16 protein-coding genes are annotated in these 20749 nt (G+C 67.3%); 1 reads left to right on the forward strand and 15 read right to left on the reverse strand.

All coding sequences use genetic code 11. From position 1 onward, the window contains the following. Positions 1-33 precede the first annotated feature (33 nt). The 13 genes from O6X71_RS08925 to O6X71_RS08985 form a co-directional block, all read right to left on the reverse strand. Positions 34-1533, reverse strand: coding sequence for a DHA2 family efflux MFS transporter permease subunit (locus O6X71_RS08925; RefSeq protein ID WP_353465538.1), 1500 nt, complete (start codon positions 1531-1533; stop codon positions 34-36). Next, positions 1530-2921 carry an efflux transporter outer membrane subunit gene (locus tag O6X71_RS08930; RefSeq protein WP_353465874.1) on the reverse strand — a complete coding sequence of 464 codons (1392 nt, stop codon included), beginning with the start codon at positions 2919-2921 and terminating at the stop codon, positions 1530-1532. Before O6X71_RS08930 ends, O6X71_RS08925 begins: the two co-directional genes overlap by 4 nt. A gap of 146 nt (positions 2922-3067) precedes the next feature. Next, positions 3068-3967: an efflux RND transporter periplasmic adaptor subunit gene (locus O6X71_RS08935; protein ID WP_353465540.1), complete on the reverse strand. Its 900-nt coding sequence runs from the start codon at positions 3965-3967 to the stop codon at positions 3068-3070. Further along, positions 3964-4170: a DUF1656 domain-containing protein gene (locus O6X71_RS08940; RefSeq protein WP_353465542.1), complete on the reverse strand. Its 207-nt coding sequence runs from the start codon at positions 4168-4170 to the stop codon at positions 3964-3966. The genes O6X71_RS08935 and O6X71_RS08940 overlap by 4 nt, the downstream gene beginning before the upstream one ends. Beyond that, the gene (locus O6X71_RS08945) at positions 4167-6266 is read right to left on the reverse strand and encodes an FUSC family protein (protein ID WP_435368460.1); all 2100 of its coding nucleotides are present in this window, start codon (positions 6264-6266) and stop codon (positions 4167-4169) included. The genes O6X71_RS08940 and O6X71_RS08945 overlap by 4 nt, the downstream gene beginning before the upstream one ends. Continuing rightward, entirely contained in the window at positions 6235-6687 is a 453-nt protein-coding gene (locus tag O6X71_RS08950; RefSeq protein WP_353465544.1) for a MarR family winged helix-turn-helix transcriptional regulator, read from the reverse strand. The genes O6X71_RS08945 and O6X71_RS08950 overlap by 32 nt, the downstream gene beginning before the upstream one ends. A gap of 178 nt (positions 6688-6865) precedes the next feature. Continuing rightward, positions 6866-7663 (reverse strand): TOBE domain-containing protein, encoded by a 798-nt coding sequence (locus O6X71_RS08955; protein WP_353465546.1) that lies wholly within the window; start codon positions 7661-7663, stop codon positions 6866-6868. A gap of 13 nt (positions 7664-7676) precedes the next feature. After that, complete coding sequence (locus O6X71_RS08960; RefSeq protein WP_353465548.1) at positions 7677-10121, reverse strand: TonB-dependent receptor; 2445 nt, start codon at positions 10119-10121, stop codon at positions 7677-7679. A 211-nt stretch (positions 10122-10332) separates the two neighbouring features. Beyond that, a complete protein-coding gene (locus O6X71_RS08965; RefSeq protein WP_353465549.1) occupies positions 10333-10992 on the reverse strand; it encodes a dTMP kinase in 660 nt (219 codons plus the stop codon). Positions 10993-11011: 19 nt separating this feature from the next. Then, positions 11012-13558: a bifunctional lysylphosphatidylglycerol flippase/synthetase MprF gene (mprF, locus tag O6X71_RS08970; RefSeq protein ID WP_353465551.1), complete on the reverse strand. Its 2547-nt coding sequence runs from the start codon at positions 13556-13558 to the stop codon at positions 11012-11014. A gap of 4 nt (positions 13559-13562) precedes the next feature. Beyond that, positions 13563-13949, reverse strand: coding sequence for a DUF2147 domain-containing protein (locus tag O6X71_RS08975; RefSeq protein ID WP_120301320.1), 387 nt, complete (start codon positions 13947-13949; stop codon positions 13563-13565). Between the two features lie 10 nt (positions 13950-13959). Beyond that, a complete protein-coding gene (locus O6X71_RS08980) occupies positions 13960-14661 on the reverse strand; it encodes an AcvB/VirJ family lysyl-phosphatidylglycerol hydrolase (protein ID WP_353465553.1) in 702 nt (233 codons plus the stop codon). 117 nt (positions 14662-14778) lie between these two features. Beyond that, positions 14779-15066 carry a chorismate mutase gene (locus O6X71_RS08985; RefSeq protein ID WP_107954710.1) on the reverse strand — a complete coding sequence of 96 codons (288 nt, stop codon included), beginning with the start codon at positions 15064-15066 and terminating at the stop codon, positions 14779-14781. 149 nt (positions 15067-15215) lie between these two features. Between O6X71_RS08985 and O6X71_RS08990 the strand changes: the two genes are divergently transcribed. Continuing rightward, entirely contained in the window at positions 15216-16244 is a 1029-nt protein-coding gene (locus tag O6X71_RS08990; RefSeq protein ID WP_353465555.1) for a polyprenyl synthetase family protein, read from the forward strand. Between the two features lie 5 nt (positions 16245-16249). Here the strand turns inward: O6X71_RS08990 and O6X71_RS08995 are convergent, their stop codons facing one another. Both O6X71_RS08995 and polA read right to left on the reverse strand, forming a co-directional pair. Beyond that, entirely contained in the window at positions 16250-17767 is a 1518-nt protein-coding gene (locus O6X71_RS08995) for a lipopolysaccharide biosynthesis protein (protein WP_353465556.1), read from the reverse strand. A gap of 118 nt (positions 17768-17885) precedes the next feature. Further along, positions 17886-20660 carry a DNA polymerase I gene (polA, locus tag O6X71_RS09000; RefSeq protein ID WP_353465558.1) on the reverse strand — a complete coding sequence of 925 codons (2775 nt, stop codon included), beginning with the start codon at positions 20658-20660 and terminating at the stop codon, positions 17886-17888. Positions 20661-20749 lie beyond the last annotated feature (89 nt).

The raw sequence follows: 20749 nt of genomic DNA on the forward strand, positions 1-20749 counted from the left end.
CTGGATCCTGACTTTCGTCAGGATGACGGCGCGTTACGACCTGTGCCCGCTCAGTTCGGCTCCCGCATCCACCGCGAACCGGCGGTTCCAGATCGTCGCCGAGGCGGACACCGCGGTCACCACCAGGAACGCCAGCGTGAAATCCGCCAGAGCGGGCCGCGTCGCGCCCGTCCCGAGCATCCCGACGTGCAGCGACGCCGCCCCGACGCAGATGCCGAGCGACAGCATAAGCTGCTGGAACGTCGCGTAGAAGCTGGTCGCGCTGCTCATCCGCGACGACGGGATCTCGTCATACGCGATCGTGTTGTACGCCGAGAACTGGAACGACATGAAGAAGCCCGAGATCATCAGCACGCCGAAGATCACCGGGATCGGCCAGTCGGGGCGGAAGAGGCCGGCGACTGCGTAGCCCGAACTCGCGCAGAGTCCGCCGACGATCAGGCTGTTGCGGAATCCGAAACGGCGCAGGATGCGCGGGGCGAGCCCCTTCATGCCCAGCGAGCCGATCGCGCCGGCAATCGTGATCGCACCGCTCGCCGCGGCGGTCATCCCGAAGCCCAATTGGAGCATCATCGGCAACAGGAACGGCTGCGCGCCCTGCGTGATGCGGGTCAGCGATCCGCCGATCACCGACAGCCGGAAGGTCGGGATCCGCATCAGCGACAGATCGAGGATCGGATCGCTGCGGTGTTTCGCGTGGCGGATATACGCCACGCCCGCGACCAGCCCGACCGCGATCAGCACGACGGCGCGCGACAATTCGCCGGTGCGGCTGGTCATCTCGAACCCGAACAACAGGCAGCCGAGCGACACGCCCGACAAGATGAAGCCGGGGACGTCGAACTTCGCCGGCCGGTCCTCGCGCACCTCGCCGATAAAGCGCGTCACCAGCACCACCCCGAGCAGGCCGATCGGCACGTTGAGGTAGAAGATCCAGCGCCAGTCGAGATACGTCACGATCGCGCCGCCGACCGGGGGACCCAGGATCGGGCCGATCAGCGCGGGCATGATCAGCCACGACATCGCCTGGACCATGTCCTCCTTGGCGATGCTGCGGAGCAGGACGAGGCGGCCGATCGGGATCATCATCGCGCCGCCGAGCCCTTGCAGGAAACGCGCGAACATCATGAACGGCAGGCTGGTTGCCTGGCCGCACAGCATCGACCCGCCGACGAAGATCAGGATTGCGGCGCGAAAGATTGTGCGCGAGCCGAACCGGTCCGCGAGGCGCCCGCTGGCGGGGATGAAGATCGCGAGCGCCAGCAGGTAGGAGGTCAACGCCGAACTCATGCTGGTCGCGGGTACGCCGAAATCGCGCGCCATCGTCGGCAGCGCGGTCGCGAGCACGGTCGAGTCCATCTGCTCCATGAACAGCGCGCAGGCGATGATCAGCGCGGTGACGCGGTAGTTGCTTGGCGTATGCGGCAGCGCGTTCGGGTCCCTGGCGACGCGCGCGATGGTGTCGGCGGCGGGCATGATGCCGTCGCGGATTTCGCTATTGATCGACGCCAGCCCGCGCCGGCGGAGCCTCATGCCTGCCACCCCCCGCCGAGCGCCTTGAAGACGTCGACCTGGCGATCGACCAGCAGCGCGTCGGATGCCGCGAGATTCGCCTGCGCGGTGGTTAGCGCGGCCTGCGCAGTCAACAGCGACAGGAAGTCGGTGCGGCCGAAGCGGTAGAGCGTGCCGGCCTGATCCGCGGCGCGCGCGGCGCTGGACTGAGCGCGGCGGAGCGCTGCGTTGCGGTCGCCTTCGCGCGCATAGGCGGACAGCGCGGTTTCGGTCTGGCGGAGGGCTTCGAGCGTGGTCGAATCGAACTGCGCGAGTGCCTGGTCTGCGGTGGCGCCGGCTTGGGCGATCTGCGCGCGAACGACCGGGCGGTTGGGGAAGCTCCAGCTGATCAACGGTCCGAGCCCGAGATGGAATGCGTTGGTCGAGCCTAGCGACGACACCGGCCCGGTGAAGCCTGCCGAACCACCGAGGCTGACCTGCGGATAGAGGTTCGCGGTCGCGACGCCGATCCGCGCGGTGGCGGCGGCGAGCGTGCGTTCGGCGCCGCGGATATCGGGGCGGCGGCGGATCAGCGCACTGCCGTCGCCGATCGGCAGCGGACGGGTGAGCGCGGGCGGCGCGGCGCAGGTCGCCACGTCGCGCGGATAGTCGGCGGGCGCTCGACCCATCAGTGTGGCCAGCCGGTACAGCGCGGCGGTGCGGGTCGCGACCTGTGCGGGGATCAGCGCCTCGGTCTGGTCGACCGCGGTGCGGGCGCGCGTCACGTCGAACGCAGTGCCACGACCGCCGCGCTGCAGCCGCTGCGTCACGTTGAGAGTCTGGCGTTGTAGCGCGAGGATGCGGTTGTTTGCGGCGAGCACCGAATTAGCGGTGCAGGCGGCGGCATAGCTCCGCGCGGTTTCGGCAGCCACCGTCACGCGGACATTGTCGCGTGCGGCGGCGACCGCCTCGGCATCGCCTTGTGCCGCTTCGATCCCGCGGCGGATGCGGCCGGAGAGGTCGAGCGGATAGGCTAGCGTGATGCCGAGGTTATAGTCGAGCGTGCCGGGCAGATTGCCGCCGGTTGTGTACGGGCGGTCGAGCGAGGTGCCGCCGCCGAGCACGGTCGACAGCGTTCGGCCCGCGGCGACTTCGGCGACGACCGCATCGGCGCGGCGCAGGTTGGCGTCGGCCGCGCGCAAGTCCGTGTTGGCGGCGAGCGCTTCGGTGACGAAGCCGTCGAGGCGGGGGTCGCCGTAGAGCTGCCACCAATGATCGGGGAGCGGGGTGTCGGCGAACGCCTTCTCATGGCCGCTGTCGAATGTGCCTTGAGCGGAGGGGCGGTTGACGGCCGCGGACTCGGGGAGGGCGTAATTCGGGCCGGCGGTCGTGCAGGCCGCGAGCGCGAGCGCGAGGATACTTGCGGCGATACCGCGGCGACCTGTTCGCCCGGTTGGCCCCACACCGTCATCCTGACGAAAGTCAGGATCCAGAGCCACGCAGGACATCGCTTGTAACCTTGGATCCTGACTTTCGTCAGGATGACGGCTGGGGGTGGGGCGGAGGGAGACGAGCATCATGCCGTCGTCCCCGGTGCGACGCGTGGTTGGACCGTCACCGTTGCGGTGCGGCCGACGATCAGCTGCGTTCCCTTCGGCACGCTGGTCAGCTTCACCCGCACCGGGATACGCTGTGCCAGTCGCACCCAGTTGAACGTCGGGTTCACGTTCGGCAGCAGGTTCGTCGTGTTGGTCCGCTCGCTGTCGTTGATTCCCGCCGCGATGCTGTCGACCCGGCCGTGCAGCGCCTGTGGCTCGCCCATCAGGTGGACGATCACCGGATCGCCGACCCGGATGCTGCCGAGCTTGGTCTCCTCGAAATAGCCTTCGACGCGGAGCGAGTCGGTGTCGACCAGCGCCATCGCCTGCGCGCCCGTCGCGATATAATCGCCGGGGTGGAGATCGAGGTTGGTGACGATGCCGTGCACCGTCGCGCGGACCGTGGTGCGGGCGAGGTTGAGCGCCGCGGTCGACCGCGCGCTCTGCGCCTGCGCGAGTGCGGCCGACGCCGTGGCGACGCGGGCGACGTTCTGCTCGTGCGTTTCCTTCGCCACCAAATCGCCGAGCGCCAGATCGCGCTGCGCCTCGCGCCCGGCCTGCAACAGCGTCGCGCGGGCGCTCGCGATCGATGCGTCGGACTGCGCCAGCGTCAGCTGGAAGCGCGGGCGATCGACCACGAACAGCACGTCGCCAGGCTTCACCGCCTGATTGTCATGCACGGCCACCTGCGTGACGAGGCCGGCGACGTCGGGCGTCACGCGGACGATATCGGCGCGGATGTGCCCGTCGCGCGTCCACGGATCGGTCTCGTACCGCTTCCACAGCCACAGCGCGACCAGCACCGCAAGCGCGACGATGATCAGCGTGACGGCGGAACGGCCGAGTGGGGCGAGCAGCGATTTCAGGCGGGTATTCATGCGGAAGGTCCGGTGAGCAGGGCGAGCAGCCCGAGGATGAGGAAGAACAGCGCGAGATCGACGAGCGGTCGATACGTCACCGCGCGGTAGAATCCGGCGAACGCGAGTAGCCGCGTGGCGATCCCAGTCAGGATGACGGCGGCAACCGCGAGCAGCAGGATGCTCGGCAGATAGACGCCGCCGATCGAGATTTCACCGGTCATGCGGCCACTCCGTACGCTGGGGCCAGATAAGGGGGCGCCGACGGGAACAGGTTGCGACGCAGCGAGGTCAGCGCGAGTACGCTCGTGCGGTGGCGATCGGGCGTCGATGTAGCCATCGCCGTCATCGCGGTGTCGATCCCGGCGAGCAGATCGGGCTCGGGGGGCGCAGGCTCGTTGGGGCGCAGGGCGCGGTAATGTGCGCCGATGCCGCGCAGCACCGGCGTGATCGTCGCGGCCTCGTCGGGCGTACCGTCGAGCCGCAACTGCTTGAGTTCGCCGACCGCGACGCCGACGCGCAGATCGGTCAGCGCGTCGAGCAGCGGCTTGCCCGGATTCTCGCCCTGCAAAGCAAGCCGGGGCGCGAGCAGGCCGATCCGGTCGAGCATCCGCGCGATCCAGCCCGCCGCATCGGGGCGGCTCATCGAGTCGCTGCGCGCCGCCAGTTCGCGCCAGCCTGCGCGGATCAGCCGCCGCGCGCTGGTATCCGCGCCGATCGTCTGGAACAGGCCGACCGTGACGACCGCGAACAGCGTGCCGATCAACTGCGCGATCCCGCCATTGAGGAACGCGTCGAAACTGCCGCCGAACCGGTCGTTGAGGCCCACCGTGTTCAACGCGCCGAGCAGCGCGCCGAGCGTCACGAGCAACGTCGCCGGGCGCGCGAGATACATGCCGCCGATCAGCATCGGTGGCGCGAGCACGGCCGCGAGCGTCACGAAATCGGTCACGCGCGGCAGGATGGCGAATGCGTAGACGGCAGATATGACCAAGCCGATGATCGTGCCGTAGAAGAACGCCTTGATCGCCGGCGCGGGATCGTCGCTGTTCCCGAACAGCGCGCAGCACACGCCCGCGATCAGTACGGCACCGGCGCCGTCCGCCCAGCCTGTACCGATCCAGAAGACGCAGCCCAGCAGGATGGTCGCGACGGTGCCCGCGGCGGCGCGAAGCGCGATGCCACGGTCGCGGTGCAGCGGTCGCCTGGCGATCCGGGCGAGCAGGCGGGCGACCGCGGGCGTGACCGGCGCGCGCGACGGCGAGCGCATCTGGTCGCGCAGGTCGCGTGCGTTGCGGTGCGCGTCGACCAGTTCGGCCAACCGCGCGAGTAGGCTGAGCCGCAACGCGTCGCGCCAGATCAGCGTCTCACCGACCGGCGGTTCGAGCGCGCGGGCACGTTCGATCAGCGCGTCCGCGGTCGCCTCGCGGTGCGAGACGTCGGGTGGTTCGCGCAGCCACTCGCGGACGTCCTCGATTAGCGCAAGCGCTTCGGGGCGGGGCGCGTCGGCGCCGCGCTTCAGCTCGACGATGCGGTCGTCGACGGCGCTGGCCAAGGGGAGCAGCATCGACAATTCCGCCTGCAACGCGCGGAGCGTCCGCGTGCGGGGCAGCAGCCGGGCGGTGTCGAACGGCAAGTGGATCGACAGTTGATGAAGCTCGTTGATGTCGAGCGCGAGGCGCCGGCGATCGCGGTCGAGCGCGGCATCGGATGCGCCCGCCAGCGAATCGCGCGACCAGCGTTCGGCATCCGCCAGGATCGCATCGATCCGCGCGAGCAGCGTCGCGGTCACGGTCTGTGGGAAGACGAAGCCGTGGATCAGGCTCCCGCAGAGAATCCCGATCGTGATCTCCTGGACGCGCAACGCGGCGATCGTGAACACCGCACCCGGCGTCGTGACCGACGGAAACCCGATGATGCTGGCCGTATAGCCCGCCAGCAGGAACAGGTACGCGCGCGGCGTCCGATCGAGCAGCGAGATGTACAGGCACAGCCCGAGCCATAGCGCGAGGCCGAGCGAGAGAAGCTCGGGCGCGTTGACCAGGTTCGGCACGAGCACCACCGCGGCGGCCGCGCCAAGCACGGTGCCGGCGACGCGGAACACCGCCTTCGACAGCACCGCGCCGGCCAGCGGCTGCGCGACGATGTACGACGTCGTCACTGCCCAATAGGGACGCGTCAGCCCGATCCTGAGCGCGATGTAATAGGCCAGGAACGCCGCGATCAGGCACTTGACCGAGAAGAGCGCTTCCTTCCCGCCGAACCGGGTGAGGTTCATCGTGCCGGGCTCATCGGGCGTGATCTGCGGTGAACCGCGCACCGAGCCGCTCCGCGACGCGCAACGCGGTCGCGAGATCGCCGTCGGACACGTCGTCGAGCATCCCCGCGCGCAGGCTGGCGAACTTCGCCTCGATTGTAGTGACGAGCGCACGGCCGTGATCGGTCAGGCGAATACGGCTGACGCGTGCGTCGGCGGGGTCGCGGCGACGCTCGACGAGGTTGGCGGCTGACATCTGGTCGATCGAGCGGACCAGCGAGGCTTGCGTCACGTCGAGTTCGTTCGCGAGATCGGTCTGGCGCACGTCGTCGCCGAGCCGTCCTACCTGCACCAACGTCCACCCGATCGACGCCGATACGGCCATGTCGCTGAGCGCCCGATCGGCTGCCCGTCGCCACATCTTCGCGAGCGGCAGGAGAGTGCGGGCGTAGGATGATTCGAGAATGGCACGGTGGGAAGTCATTAGCGTGCTAAGTAATGCCGATTCCCGATGCTGCAATGCGGAATCGGTTTGTGACGGAAATGTTAGGATTGGGTGCCGCTAATGGGTCGTTTTCCCGCGAAAGCGGGAACCCAGGAACCAAGCAGCGTCGCGTTCGTGGTCCTGGGCCCCCGCGTTCGCGAGGGAACAGAAGGAGAGCCTACTCCACCGCCAGGATCACATGGCTGGCCTTGATCAACGCCAGCGCGCGCGTGCAGATCTGCAGGTCGAGCGCCTCCGCACTCTCCCTGGTCAACGTCGCCGTCAGCGTCTTGCCGAGCGTCAGTTCCAGCGTCACCTCGCTCGAAATCGCGCCGTCCTCGCGCGCGATAACGGTCCCCGCCAGCGTGTTGCGTGCCGACGTCCGCAGGGTCTCGTCACCGCGTGCGAGGATCACGAAGCTCGACTTGATCAACGCCAGCGCCGTCGCCCCCGGCACCAGCCCGAGATCCTCGGCACTGCCGCGCGTGATCGTCGCGACGATCTCGACGCCGTCCGCGACCGCCAGCGTCACTTCGGCATCGATCGTCCCCGGCGTCACGCGCGACACGGTGCCGCGCAACACGTTGCGCGCGCTCGTCTTCATTCCGATTCCCCATAGCAAAGGCTTCAGCGACAGCCCGTTCGACACGCTCGCCTCGATCCGCGCCATCGCGCTGGCGAGTTCGGCCTCGGCGACCGCATAGCCGTCGAGCACCGCCACGCCCGCCTCGGTTATGGGGCTCGCGCCACCGTCCTTGCCGCCCGCCGCAGGGAGCACGAGCGGCCGGTCGAACAGGTTGTTCATCACCTGCACCGCGTCCCACGCCGCCTTGTAGCTGAGCCCGACGACCTTCGCCGCGCTGGTGATCGAGCCGCCGTCGCGGATCGCGCGGAGCAGCGCGATCCGATCGGCGCCGACGCGGCCGGTCTGGTCCTTGGCGAGCAGGATCGTGGCGTGGAGGGCGGGGTCCGTCATCCCCTCCTCATACTCACTGCTTGATGCGGAAGGTAAGTCCGATCGTGCGCGGGTCGCTCGGCGTGGCGAGGATCAGGCCGGAATTGCCCGCCTGGATCGTCACGTTCTGGATGTAGTCCTTGTTCAGCAGGTTGCGCGAGAACACGGCGAGTTCCCAGCCTTGCTTCGAGCGGAAGCCGATGCTGCCGTTGACGATCGTATAGCCGTTGATGACCGTGAACGCCGAGCCCGAGGGATCGCCGAACTGCCGCGTGCGCGTGTTCGAGTCGACGTGGACGAAGCCGCTGCCGATGTCGGCGATCGGCTGGTTGTAATCCGCGCCGAGCGTGTACGACCAGCGGGGCAGGCTCGACAGCCGCTGGCCGCTGAGATCGCAGAACGCCGCGGTGTTGAAGATCCGCTCGATCGGGCAGGGCGCCGCCGGGTAGGAATTGAACTTGCCATCCGCGTAGGCGACGCTCCCGCGCAGCGACAGGTTGCGGGTGACGAGCGCGGTTGCGTCCGCCTCGAAGCCGCGGACGGTGACCTTCGGGATGTTGGCGAGGTAGGTGCGGAGCGCGGCCGCGGCGCGCGTGTCGGTGACGTTCGCCTGGAAATCGGTGACGCGCGTGTAATAGCCGTCGACGTTGAAGATCAGGCGATTGTCGAACAGCTGCGTCTTCAGGCCGATCTCGTACGCGGTGTTCTTCTCCGGGCGGACGACGGCTGTGCCGATCGCCGGCTGGTTCTGGTCGTTGAGCGGCAGGCCCGACATATTGATACCGCCGGACTTCTCGCCACGCGCGTAGCTGGCATAAGCGAGGATGCCGTCGGTCGCCTGGTACGCGATGTTGGCGCGCCCGGTCAGCGCGCCGTCCTTGTCGCTGGCGGCGTAGTTCTGGCGTCGCAGGATCGACAGCTTGGCCGCATTGAGCGCGGCGTTGGCCGTCTGGAGGCCGCCGAAGGTGAAGGTGTCGTACGTGCCCTCCTTCTCCTCATAGGTATACCGAAGCCCGCCGGTCAGGGTGAGGCGATCGACTGGCTTCCAGTTCACCTCGCCGAACGCGGCATAGCTGTCCGAGCGGAAATCGGTGCGGCCGTCGGTGCCGTAGCCGTCGAGCAGGTTACTTGGCACGGCGACCGCCGGCGTGCCCGTCGTCGTGCCGATCAGATAGCGTGCGGCGGCGGGGCCGTAGATCGAGATCGGGCGGCCGATGACGCGCTGGCGGAAGAAATACAGCCCGCCAACGTAGCTCAACTTGCGGTCGCCGTTCGAGGCTAAACGGAGTTCCTGGCTATACTGGTCCTGTCGCGAGGGGATGTGCTGTTCGGTCTGGATCGGGATGCCGGTATAATCGCGATCGTTGTCGGCATCCCAGTTCCAGAAGCGCCACGCGCTGACCGAAGTGAGCGTCGCGGCCCCGAGGTTCCAGTCGGCGATTACGCCGACGCCGCCTTCGTTGGTGTCGACGCCGAGCGCCGCGTCGATGTCGGTCTTGCGGTCGTACGGATTGGTGCTGGGCGGCGCGTAGTTGAACTGTGCGGCAAGGCCGGTCGGGCCGCCGAACTGGCGCGTGGCGGTGCGGAACAGGCGGCCGTCGGTGCCACTGCCGGGCCGGGTGGCGACGTTGTAATAGACCTGCGTGCAACAATTGCTCTGGAAGTTGGTGAAGTCGGCGCTGACCTTCACCTGGAACACTTCCGAAGGTCGGAACAGCAATTGGCCGCGGATCGCCTGGTTGCCGATGGTGTTCTGGTCGCGGCCGGTGCGGACGTTGTCGATGACGCCGTCGCGGCGCGTGCTGACCACCGACACGCGACCGGCGAGCGTGTCGCCGATGATCGGGCCCGAGACGGCGCCCTTCACCTGAAGGAAGTTGTAGCTCGCATAGCTGATCTCGGCCTCGCCTTCGGTTGTGAAGGTCGGAGCTCGCGTGGTGATGTTGATCGCGCCGGCGGTTGAGTTCTTGCCGAACAGCGTCCCCTGCGGGCCGCGCAGCACCTCGACCTGCTCGATGTCGCTGAAGTCGAACGCGGCGGTGGCGGGGCGCGCGTGATAGACCTGGTCGACATAATAGCCGACGCCGGGTTCCAAACCGTCATTGGCCTGGCTGACCGCGACGACGCTGCTGCCGAGCCCGCGGATCGTGAACGCGGTGTTGCGGGGATTGGCCGAGCTGTAGTTCAGCGCGGGGACGAGCTGTGCGAGCTGTTGCGTGTTCACGGTATAGGAGCGGTCGAGAAGCGCGCCGCTTACGACGGATAGCGAGCCGGGGATCTTCTGCGCATTCTCCGCGCGGCGGCGGGCAGTGACGATCACTTCCATCGAGGTGTCGGGGTCGGCGCTCGGCTGCGCGACGTTGCCCTCGGTGCGTGTCTGTTCCGGATTGGCGGCGCTGGTCTGCGCGTTTGCCATCATCGGCAGGCACGTCGTCGCCAGCAGCACAGCACTCAGCCGCGTGAAATCATGTCCCCGCATTGTCGTCACCCCTTCGTTATATAGTCGAGCTACATAACGGTAAGTTTCGAAACGGATAGGGGGATTTCCGGACGCGCACGCACGCGCCGACACAGACCACCCCGGCGAGGGCCGGTGCCCAATTGGGGGAAGACGCTTGGCGGGCGTTGCATGCTGTTACTTCAACTTTTCCACTTGGGCCCCGGCCTTCGCCGGGGTGGTGCCAGCGGCGTTAAGCGAGAAGGGCGACGATCTCCGCCGCGATCTCGGCCGGCAAGCGCGACGCGCCGTCCGCCACCGTCGACACCGTAGCCCAGCGCCCCAGCAACCCAGCCTTGGCCATCGCCGCGTAATTCGTCCGCACCCGGTCCTGCAGCCCGGTATCCGCCTCGTACGCATCGAATGCGTCATCGGTGTAGGACCGCTTCCGCTTCTTCAGGATCAGTCCACGCGCGATGTCGGCCGGCGTGTCGAGATACACCGAGAGATCAGGCTTCGGCAGCGCGAACGAGCCCGTTTCCAAATCGGCGATCCACGCCATCATCGCGTCAGCCTCGTCCGCAGGCACCTGCGCCGCCTGATACGCCATGTTCGAGGCGATATAGCGGTCGAACACCACGACGTCGTTCGCCGCCATCGTCGCCAGCAGATGCTCGCGCGACTCCATCCGGTCGAGCGCATATAGCACCGCCGCTGCCTTGGGCGACGTGCCCCGCGGGAGCGTGCCGGCGAGCATGGCGCCGAGTGCCCAGCCGCCGACCGTCTCGGTATAGCGCGGGAACGACACGACGTCCGCGGTGCGGCCCGCGGCGCGCAACTGCTCGACCACCAGTGCCGAGGCGGTGGCCTTGCCCGCGCCATCGGCGCCTTCGATTGCCAGGAGGAAGCTCATTGGAGCGCCCTAGCAAGCCTTACCGACTCACCAAAGCCCGCAAATCGATCAGCCCGCGCAGCAGGGACGTGCCGCCCGGCGAGGCGATGTAGCGCGGCGTCCAGTTCGGGCGGAACTTCTCCTTGTACGCGCGCAGGCCAGCGAACCCGTAGAACCTCTCGCCGTGGCGGAACAGGAAGGCGGCAACCTTAGACCAGGTCGGCGACAGGCGCCGCGCCTCGATTCCTGAAAGCGGCGCCATCCCGAGCGAGAAATTGCGGTAGCCCTGCTCGTGGCCCCACAGCATCAGCCGCGTGAACAGAAAATCCATGCCACCCTGCGGCATGTCCTCGGCGTGGCGCATCAGGTCGACCGACAGTTCCTGCCTGTTCGGCGTGCCCCAGACGTTGGCGAAGGCGACGATCCTGCCCTCGATCCGCACCACCGCGCAGTCGAATTTGGCCATGTATCCCGGCTCGAACCGACCGACGCTGAAGCTCTTCTCGGCGTGATCCTTGTCGGCCAGCCACCAGTCGGAGATCGCCTGGAGTTCGGGGATGATCGCGGACATCGCAGCGGCTGGCACGACTTCGAACTGTGCACCCGCTCGCTCGGCGACGCGGCTTGCCTTCCGGACGCTGCGCATCTCGGGCGTCTCCAGCGTGAAGCCGTCGAGCTCGACCGTCGCCTCCTCGCCGTATTTGACCAACTTCAGCCCCATCTCAATCGCGATCGGCACGATCCGGAGGCCGATCTGATACAGCAGCAACCGCCCCTGCGCGGCATCGGCGCGGGCGCGGATCGCCCATAACAGCTCGGACCACGCCTCGCTCGGTCCGACCGGATCACCGAGCACGATCCAGCTCGCGCCCTTGACCTGGTACATCAGGAACGCGTCGCCGCTGTCCGAGACCAGGAAGCGCTTGTCGCCGGTGAAGGCGAGCATCGCGTCGGTCCGGTCTGCATGCGCGAGTGCGGCGGTCGCGACGTCGTCGGGCAGCATGTCGTGGACCATCGGCACGGGGGCCGCGGCGAACAATCGCCAGATCGCCGCACCGATCAGTAACAGCCCGACCGCTAGGCTGGTGCGGAGGAAGCGCGAGGCGTTAGCGTTGGTCTCGAACTGCCACCACAGGTCGCTCGAATAGCCGACTCGGCGATAGGCGAAGAAGCCGATCAACACCGACAGCCCGATCGCGGCACCGACGCCAACCAGCCATTCGGGCGACAACGGCTCCGCAGTCAGTCGCGTCCGCCGATAGAACGCCGCGCGCGTCCATTGCAGCGCGGCGGCGGTGAGCATCAGGATCGTCGCCTCCTCGTAATCGAGGCCCTTGGCGATCGACAACAGCGCGCCAGCGACGAGCAACGTCCGCGCCGCCCAGAACGCGCCGTCGAGCCGCCGGTACAGGCCAAGCGCGACCAGCAGCAGCATCACGCCGACGAGGCTCGCCGCGACGTGCGCCATCTCGCTGATCGGCAGCGGCAGGATCGTCGCTAGCGTGTCCATGCGACCGGGGGCCGCGGGCAGTGCGCCCGATACGAGCAGCATGGCGCCGCTTAGAAACACCAGCACACCCAGCAACAGCGGCGCTAGCGGCAGTGCGATCGCGAGCGGATCGGTGCCCCGACCGCGCCACTGACGACCCTCGTGGAACGCCATCAGTACCGCGGCCAGGATCAGTGGCGCGACGTAATAAATGATCCGGTAGGCGAGCAGAGCGGCGAGGACCGTCGCATTGTCCTGCGGCATCGTCGCGATGATCACCGCCTCGAACACGCCGAGCCCGCCTGGCACATGGCTGATCAACGCAACGACGATCGCGACTGCGTAGCCGAGGAACAGCACCGGATAGAGTTCGGGCGAGGCATTGGGGAGTAGCACGAACAACGCCGCACTCGCTGCCGCGAGATCGACCGTCGAGACCAGCAGGAGCGCGAGCGCCTGCCGCCAGTTCGGCAACGGCAGCCGCCAGCCGAGCAGCCCGATCGATCCGCCATGGCGGTGACGCAGGACGATTCCCAGCATAATGATCGGGATGACGATGCCGACGCTGCGCTCGAGCAGAGGCGGCATCGTCCACTTCACGATCGGCAGCGTCCCCGGATGGATCGCCATCGACAGGCACGCGACCGTGATGACCCCCGCCCAGAACGTCACGCCAGCTATCAGTACGACGCGCGCCACGGCGGCTTCGTCGAGGCCAGCCCGGCTGTAGACGCGGTAGCGCGCCGAGCCGCCGGTCAGCATGGCGAGCCCGAGATTGTGGCTGATAGTGTAGCTGGTGAACGACGCGACCGCCGCCGTCTGCCACGGCAGCGGGTGGCCAATCACTTTCAGCGCGATCGAATCGTAGAAGGTTAGCGCGATATAGCTGACAACGGTCAGCGCGATCGCCACCGAGAGCTGCGACCAGCCGAGCGCGGAAAACGCGGCGCGCACTTCGGACAGACGGATTTCGGCGGTCAGCTTGTGGATCGCCGCGAAGCCAAGCACCGCGACGATGAGCACCGCCAGCGCGATTAGCGTGCCCCGGCGATGCGCGATCCAGTCGCGGGTCCGGATGACCAACGGACGAGTCGTCATCGGGTCAACCGCGGTGCCAGGTCTGCGTCTTGCACAGGAACCCGCCGATCAGGCAGCCTTTCACGTCGATCGTATTCGCGTCGACCAGCGTCAGCGTCGACCCGAAGGTGCGGCCCATGTCGGGGACGAAGATCTGGCCCGACCATTTCCTGCGGCCGCTAGGGCGATATTCGCGAAGCAAGGCGGTGCCGATCAGTTTCGGCGTGCCCCCATCGCGGGCGTCGGCCTGCGCCTCATCGCTGGCCCGCACCACCCATCCGCACAGCCTGTCCCCGCAGGCGCCGGTCTTCACGGCCACGCTGTTCTTCGGATTGTGCCAGGTGCCTTCCACGGGGGAAGCAGGGGCCGGGCTGCCCACGGCCATCGCGAGCGCCATCATCACAGGAATCATCGGTCGATCCTCAATCCGCGAAAACGAACCGCGCCAGCACCTCGTAGAGCGCATCGGCGTCGCGGTGAAGCGGGTGTCCGCCCGGCAACGCGATCCGCGTCGCATTGGCCTGGGTCAGCAACGGGCACAGGCTGCCGACTTCCTCGACGCCCTGCACGCACAGCAGGGGTGCCCAGGTCAGCTGGCGCGCGGTCGGCATCGCGTCGACGGTCGGGGTCCAGAGATCGAAGACCTCGCTCGGCGACGCGCGGAACTGGACGTTGTCCTCGGGCACGATCAGCGCGACCTTGGCGATCTTCGCGCGCAGTTCGGGGGCAAGGTCGATCAGCCCGACATGCAACATGTCCGCGCCGAACGACTGGCCGATCATCACGACCCGCTCGGTGTGCCCGAGCCGAAGCGCGCGCTGTTCGGCGCGCGCGATCAGCGTCGTTATGTTGGCCGGCGTCCGCGCGGTGCGCAGATAGGTCAGCGTGTTGACCGCAACCACCGGCACGCCGTCGGCCGCCAGCCGCCGCGCGATCTGCGGCGCCATGCCGATCTTGTAGCCGAGATCGCCGGTGAGAAGCACGACGGCGAACGGCCGCTCCGGTTTGGTAGGATGGACATCGGTGAACAACGGCCCACCGAAATAGCCGAGCCAGCCCATGAAGCCAGCTGCGGCGATAGCGGCCAGGACCAGCGCGAGCAGGGATCGGTAGAGCCACGTCATCCGCAACCGATTGCACCGGGGCGGGTGATCGGCACGTGGAACAAGGATGACGTTTTCGTCATGCACTACTCCCCTCCTTTCCAGGGAGGGGGCGGGAAAAGGATCGTCTTGTCGCGCTCAAACCGGATCGTGCGCCAACCGCTCATGGTGACGGATCACCTCGTCGATGATGAAGCGCAGGAATTTTTCCGAAAACTCGGGATCGAGCTGCGCTTCCGCCGCCAGATGCCGCAATCGGGCGATCTGGCGTTCCTCACGGCCCGGATCCGCGGCGGGAAGGCCGTGCGTCGCCTTGTGCCGACCCACCGCCTGCGTCACCTTGAAGCGCTCCGCGAGCATGTGGATCAGTGCCGCATCGATGTTGTCGATGCTCTGGCGGTATCCGGTCAACAGGTCGTCAGCCACCAAAATACCCTTTCGTTGGTTCGACGCGCCTTTTGCGGCGACGTGGCCGGATCGGCAAGGCGTTGCACAGCAGATCGGGGCGAGCCGGGGCAGGTCGACGCCCGGCAAGGGTTGCTTTGCAGGGGCATAGGCGTCAGAGGCTCGGGAAGATGAGCGCCACCGTCCACCGCCTCGACACCCTTCGTCCCACGCCCGAGTCCCAGCCCTCGCTGGACCCGATGGTCAAGCTTGTCCGTGGCGACATGGACCAGGTCAACGCGGTGATCCGCGGCCGGATGGAGTCCGAGATCCCGCTGATCCCCGAACTCGCCGGTCACCTGATCGCGGGCGGGGGCAAGCGGATGCGGCCGATGCTGACGCTCGCGAGCGCGCAACTGATCAATTATACCGGTACGCAGCATCACCTGCTCGCGGCTGCGGTCGAGTTCATCCATACTGCAACGCTGCTCCACGACGATGTCGTCGATGGCTCGGATCTGCGCCGGGGCAAGCGCACCGCGAATATCATCTGGGGCAACCCGGCCAGCGTGCTGGTCGGCGATTTCCTGTTCAGCCGTAGCTTCGAACTGATGGTCGAGGCGGGCAGCCTCAAGGCTCTGAAGATCCTGTCCTCGACCAGCGCGGTCATCGCTGAGGGCGAGGTCAATCAGCTCACCGCCGCGCGCCGCGTCGATCTGGGCGAGGAGCGCTATCTCGATATCATCGGCGCAAAGACCGCGGCGCTGTTCGCAGCCGCGTGCCGGATCTCGGCGGTCGTCGCCGATCGTCCCGAGGCCGAGGAGGCTGCGCTCGACGCCTATGGTCGTAACCTGGGCATCGCGTTCCAGCTGGTCGACGACGCGATCGATTACGTCTCGGACGCGGACACCATGGGCAAGGACGCGGGCGACGACTTCCGCGAGGGCAAGATGACTCTTCCGGTGATCCTCGCCTATGCGCGTGGCTCGGCCGAGGACCGTGCGTTCTGGAAGGATGCGGTCGAAGGTCGTCGTGACAGCGAGGCCGACCTTCAGCATGCGATCCGACTGATCCGATCGACCCGTGCAATCGACGACACCTTCGCCAGGGCACGTCATTACGGCCAGCGTGCGATCGACTCGATCGGCGGCTTCCCCAACGGCGAAGCCAAGGACGCCATGATCGAAGCCGTCGAGTTCGCGGTCGCCCGCGCATACTGATCGCGTTAGCGGATCGGTGATCCGGCATTCGGCAACGTCGCCTCGCCGACCGGCGTCGATTTGCCGAACAGGGCGCGGTCCGCGGGGCCGAATGCGTATTTCCACAGGATGTAGAGATAGGTGGCCGCGATCGCGGGTTCGCCGATCGCGAGCTCGACCCACTCGTAACGCTTGGGTAGCGCGGTGAACGCGCCACCGACCACGATCGCGGCGAGCGCCGCCCAGATCAGCGGCCAGCGCCACGGCGATACGTTGGCGCCGAGCAGGTGCCCGAGCAGCTTCGACTTGATGATCGACGTCACCCCGACCGACAGCATCAGCGCGATCGCCGGACCTGCAGCCTGGTAATTGACCGGGTAGCCGAGCTTGCGGATCGTGAAGATCAACGCGAAACTGAGCCCGATCTGGAACGCGAGCATTGCCGCCGAGATCATCAGGTTCCGGTGGCGGGCGATGTAGACGAGCGCGGATTCGCTGACCGCGCCGGTCGACGCGAGCACTTCGGCGGTGAGCAGGAACGCGAGCGCTGCGGTGCCGGCGACGAACTGCGGGCCGACCACGCCCATCACCGCTTCGCCGGGGATCGAGCCCATCAGCGCGAGCCCGCCTTGCGCGGCCATGATCCAGAACGCGACCTGGCGGACCTGGTTGGCGATCGCGGCACGGTCGTTGATCGCCAGGCTGTGCGTGATGACGGGGCCGAGGATCGGGTCGAAGCTCGTCTTGAGCTTCTGCGGCAGGCTCGCGACCTGCTGTGCCATGTAATAGATACCGACGACCTTGGGCTCGAACATCACGCCGAGAATGAAGCGGTCGACGTTGCGGCTGCCCCATTCGAGGATGTCCGCGCCGGCGAGCGGCACGTTGGCGCGGGCGAGCGCGTAGAGCGGGCGGAGCTGGGGTTTCCAACCCCGCGGCACGCCGTAGCTACGTAGGAACGGCACGAGGCTGGCGATCAGCGCCGCGGTCATCGATGCGACGTAGCTCAGCACGAGGCCGTCGCGGATCGTGAAATACGAGAACGCCCAGGCGGCGATCGAGATCGTCCAGGGCTCGACGACCGCGCGGGCGGTGACGGCGGCCTTGACGTTGAGGCGGTAGGCGAGCGCGGCGAGGCTGACGTCGGACCAGGCGATCGCGACGATGATCAGCGGCAGGAACCGGTCGAGCCCGGTGATCGCGCTGTTCGGATACATGATCTGCGGGAAGGTGCAGAGCACGGCGCTGGCGATGAGGGAGGCGACAAACGCCACGGCCATCGCGTCCCACACGACGTTGGCGTGCGGGCGATCCGCGCTGCTGAGCGCCTGCGCGAGACCGCGTTTCAGGCCGAGTGTGGCGAGAAGCGCGGCGAGTTCGACCACCACGACCGCGATCGCGAAGCGGCCGACGAGGTCAGGGCCGTAGATGCGGCCGGCGATGAACAGGAACGGGATACGCGCGGCAAGGCGGAGGACGAAGCCGGCGATATTGGTGCGGCCGCCCTTGGCGAGCGTGTCGATATCCTGCGTGGCCTCGGTCACGATGCCGCGCCGTTCGCGGGTCGCGCCGCGGCAAAGACGCGTCGTCGGTCGGAGCAAAGGCTCCGCCGGCCGCGCTTGTGCGAGTCAGCCGGGCGTGGCCGGCTGCCGCCCTGCGCGTTCAATGTGCCGCTCCCCAGCTAAGGCCGGTGCCAATTTCGATGCCGAGTGGGACGTCGAGCGTTACCGCAGGGAGCGCCGCATTGGCCATGACCTGCTCGATCACGGGCTTGGCCGCGGCGACGTCACCTTCCGGTAATTCGAACACGAGTTCGTCGTGGACCTGGAGGAGCATGCGGACATTCGTGAGGCCCGCCTCGAGCAGCGCCGGCCCCATCCGCACCATCGCGCGCTTGATGATGTCGGCGCTCGTCCCCTGGATCGGCGCGTTGATCGCGGCGCGTTCGGCGCCTTGGCGTTCGTGCTGGATCTTCGAGCGAATTCTCGGGAAGTGGGTTTTTCTCCCGAACAGCGTGGTGGTGTAGCCGCTCGCGCGGACGCTCTCAGTCGTCTCGACGATGTAGTTCGAGATGCCGGGGAAGCGGTCGAAATAGCGGTCGATCATCGCTTGAGCCTCGTCCGCCGAAACGTCGAGGCGACCGGCGAGGCCCCAGCGCGAGATGCCGTAGAGGATCGCGAAGTTGATCGTCTTCGCGCGGCCGCGGGTGTCGCGGTTGACCTCGCCGAACAGTTCCTGTGCGGTCAGCGAGTGGATGTCGTCGCCGTTTGCGAACGCCGCTTTCAGCGCGGGGACGTTCGCCATGTGCGCGGCCAGCCTCAGCTCTATCTGCGAGTAATCGGCCGCGAGGATTACGTTGCCCGGTTCCGCCACGAACGCGTCGCGGATCTGGCGGCCGATCTCGGTGCGGATCGGGATGTTCTGGAGGTTGGGATCGGTCGACGACAGCCGGCCGGTCTGCGCGCCGGTCAGCGAGTAGGACGTGTGGACGCGGCCCGTCGCCGGGTTGATCTGCGCCTGCAATGCGTCGGTGTAGGTGGATTTCAGCTTCGACAATTGCCGCCAGTCGAGCACTTTCCGCGCGATAACGGCGCCGGGCGAATCCTTGTCCGCCGCGATCCGCTCGAGTTCGTTGACGTCGGTCGAATAGACGCCGGACTTGCCCTTGCGGCCGCCCTTGATGCCCATCTTCTCGAACAGCACGTCGCCCAATTGCTTGGGGCTGCCGATCGTGAACGGCGCGCCGGCGAGCGCGTGGATTTCGGTTTCGAGGCTCGCCATCTGGCCGGCGAACTCGGTCGAGAGCTTCGACAGTTTGGCGGCATCGACCTTGATCCCGTGCATCTCCATCTGGGCGATGACGGGGACGAGCGGGCGGTCGACCATCTCGTACACGCGCGTCGAGCCCTCCGCGGGCAGGCGGCGCTTGAACCGGCGCCAAAGGCGGAGCGTCACGTCGGCGTCCTCGGCCGCATATCGGGTCGCGGCCTTCAGGTCGATTTCGTTGAAGGTCCGCTGCGTCTTGCCGGTGCCGACGACGTCCTTGAACGCGATGCAGCTGTGCGAGAGGTGCGTCGCGGCGAGTTCGTCCATGCCGTGGCCGTGCAGCCCGGCGTCGAGATCGAAGCTCATCACGATCGTGTCGTCGAATGGCGCGATCTGCACGCCGCCGGTCGACGCATAGGCGCGGCCGAGGACGATCATGTCGTATTTGAGGTTGTGGCCGATCTTCAGGACGCTCGGATCCTCCAGCAACGGCTTCAGCTTCTCTAGCACGAGCGCGCGATCGAGCTGGACCGGGTTTTCCGCAAGCAAATCGGTGCCGCCATGCGCGATAGGTACGTAGCAGGCGAGGTTCGGATGCAGCGCCATGCTCACCCCGACAAGGTCCGCGCGCGTCGCGTCGATGCCGGTGGTCTCGGTGTCGATCGCGATCCAGCCCTGGTGTTTCGCCACCGTGATCCAGCGGTCGAGCGCGGCTTCGTCGACGACGGTTTCATAGTCGTCGTGCTTGCAGGGCTCGTCCTCGTCAAACTCGGCCGTGCTCGCGGGCTCGGCGACGGGGGCTTCGGCGACCGCAGAGAGCTTGGCGATCAGCGACTTGAAGCCGTGATGTTCGAGGAACGCACGCAAGGGCGCGTCGGGGATACCCTTGAGTTCGAGATCTTCGAGCGGCTCGGGCAGCGCAACGTCGCATTTGAGCGTGACGAGCACCTTCGACAGCCGCGCCATCTCGGCATGCTCGATCAGGTTGTCGCGGAGCTTGCCCGTCTTCATGCCGTCGGCGGCGGCGAGCACGGCTTCCAGATCGCCGTGTTCTAGGATCAGCTTCGCCGCGGTCTTCGGGCCGACGCCGGGGACGCCGGGGACGTTGTCGACGCTGTCGCCCATCAGCGCGAGCACGTCGCCGAGCTGCGCAGGCGAGACGCCGTGGAATTTCTCCGCGACATGCTCCGCGCCGAGCCGGCGGTTGTTCATCGTGTCGTACATGTCGAGACCGGGCTCGATCAGCTGCATCAGATCCTTGTCGGACGACACGATCGTGACTTCCCAGCCTTGGGCTAGCGCGGCCTTTGCATAGCAGGCGATGATGTCGTCGGCTTCGAGGCCTTCGGTCTCGATGCACGGCAGTGAGAACGCACGCGTGGCGTCGCGGATCATCGGGAACTGGGGGACGAGATCCTCGGGTGGGGGAGGGCGCTGCGCCTTGTACTTGTCGTAGAGATCGTTGCGGAAAGTCTTCGACGACTTGTCGAGGATGACCGCCATGTGGGTCGGGCCGTCGGCCGCGTTGACCTCGTCGGCGAGCTTCCACAGCATCGTCGTGTAGCCATACACCGCGCCGACGGGCTCGCCATGCTTGTTGGTGAGCGGCGGCAGCCGGTGATAGGCGCGGAAGATATAGCCGGAGCCGTCGACGAGATAGAGATGGGGCATCGCGCGCGGTCTAGCGGATGCGGGGGCCCGCACCAATGGGCGAAGCGTGGTTGTTGGGTATCAGGTGGGGAGAAAAGCGGTGGGGTGTT

The sequence above is a fragment of the Sphingomonas faeni genome, from assembly GCF_040407505.1.
Taxonomy (GTDB): Bacteria; Pseudomonadota; Alphaproteobacteria; order Sphingomonadales; family Sphingomonadaceae; genus Sphingomonas; species Sphingomonas faeni_E.

Bases quoted from the DNA above. Each gene is read 5' to 3' on its own strand.
- O6X71_RS08925 (WP_353465538.1), bottom strand. From the start codon at position 1,533: ATGAGGCTCCGCCGGCGCGGGCTGGCGTCGATCAATAGCGAAATCCGC.
- O6X71_RS08935 (WP_353465540.1), bottom strand. From the start codon at position 3,967: ATGAATACCCGCCTGAAATCGCTGCTCGCCCCACTCGGCCGTTCCGCC.
- O6X71_RS08940 (WP_353465542.1), bottom strand. From the start codon at position 4,170: ATGACCGGTGAAATCTCGATCGGCGGCGTCTATCTGCCGAGCATCCTG.
- O6X71_RS08950 (WP_353465544.1), bottom strand. From the start codon at position 6,687: ATGACTTCCCACCGTGCCATTCTCGAATCATCCTACGCCCGCACTCTC.
- O6X71_RS08955 (WP_353465546.1), bottom strand. From the start codon at position 7,663: ATGACGGACCCCGCCCTCCACGCCACGATCCTGCTCGCCAAGGACCAG.
- O6X71_RS08960 (WP_353465548.1), bottom strand. From the start codon at position 10,121: ATGCGGGGACATGATTTCACGCGGCTGAGTGCTGTGCTGCTGGCGACG.
- O6X71_RS08965 (WP_353465549.1), bottom strand. From the start codon at position 10,992: ATGAGCTTCCTCCTGGCAATCGAAGGCGCCGATGGCGCGGGCAAGGCC.
- mprF (WP_353465551.1), bottom strand. From the start codon at position 13,558: ATGACGACTCGTCCGTTGGTCATCCGGACCCGCGACTGGATCGCGCAT.
- O6X71_RS08975 (WP_120301320.1), bottom strand. From the start codon at position 13,949: ATGATTCCTGTGATGATGGCGCTCGCGATGGCCGTGGGCAGCCCGGCC.
- O6X71_RS08980 (WP_353465553.1), bottom strand. From the start codon at position 14,661: ATGACGTGGCTCTACCGATCCCTGCTCGCGCTGGTCCTGGCCGCTATC.
- O6X71_RS08990 (WP_353465555.1), top strand. From the start codon at position 15,216: ATGAGCGCCACCGTCCACCGCCTCGACACCCTTCGTCCCACGCCCGAG.
- polA (WP_353465558.1), bottom strand. From the start codon at position 20,660: ATGCCCCATCTCTATCTCGTCGACGGCTCCGGCTATATCTTCCGCGCC.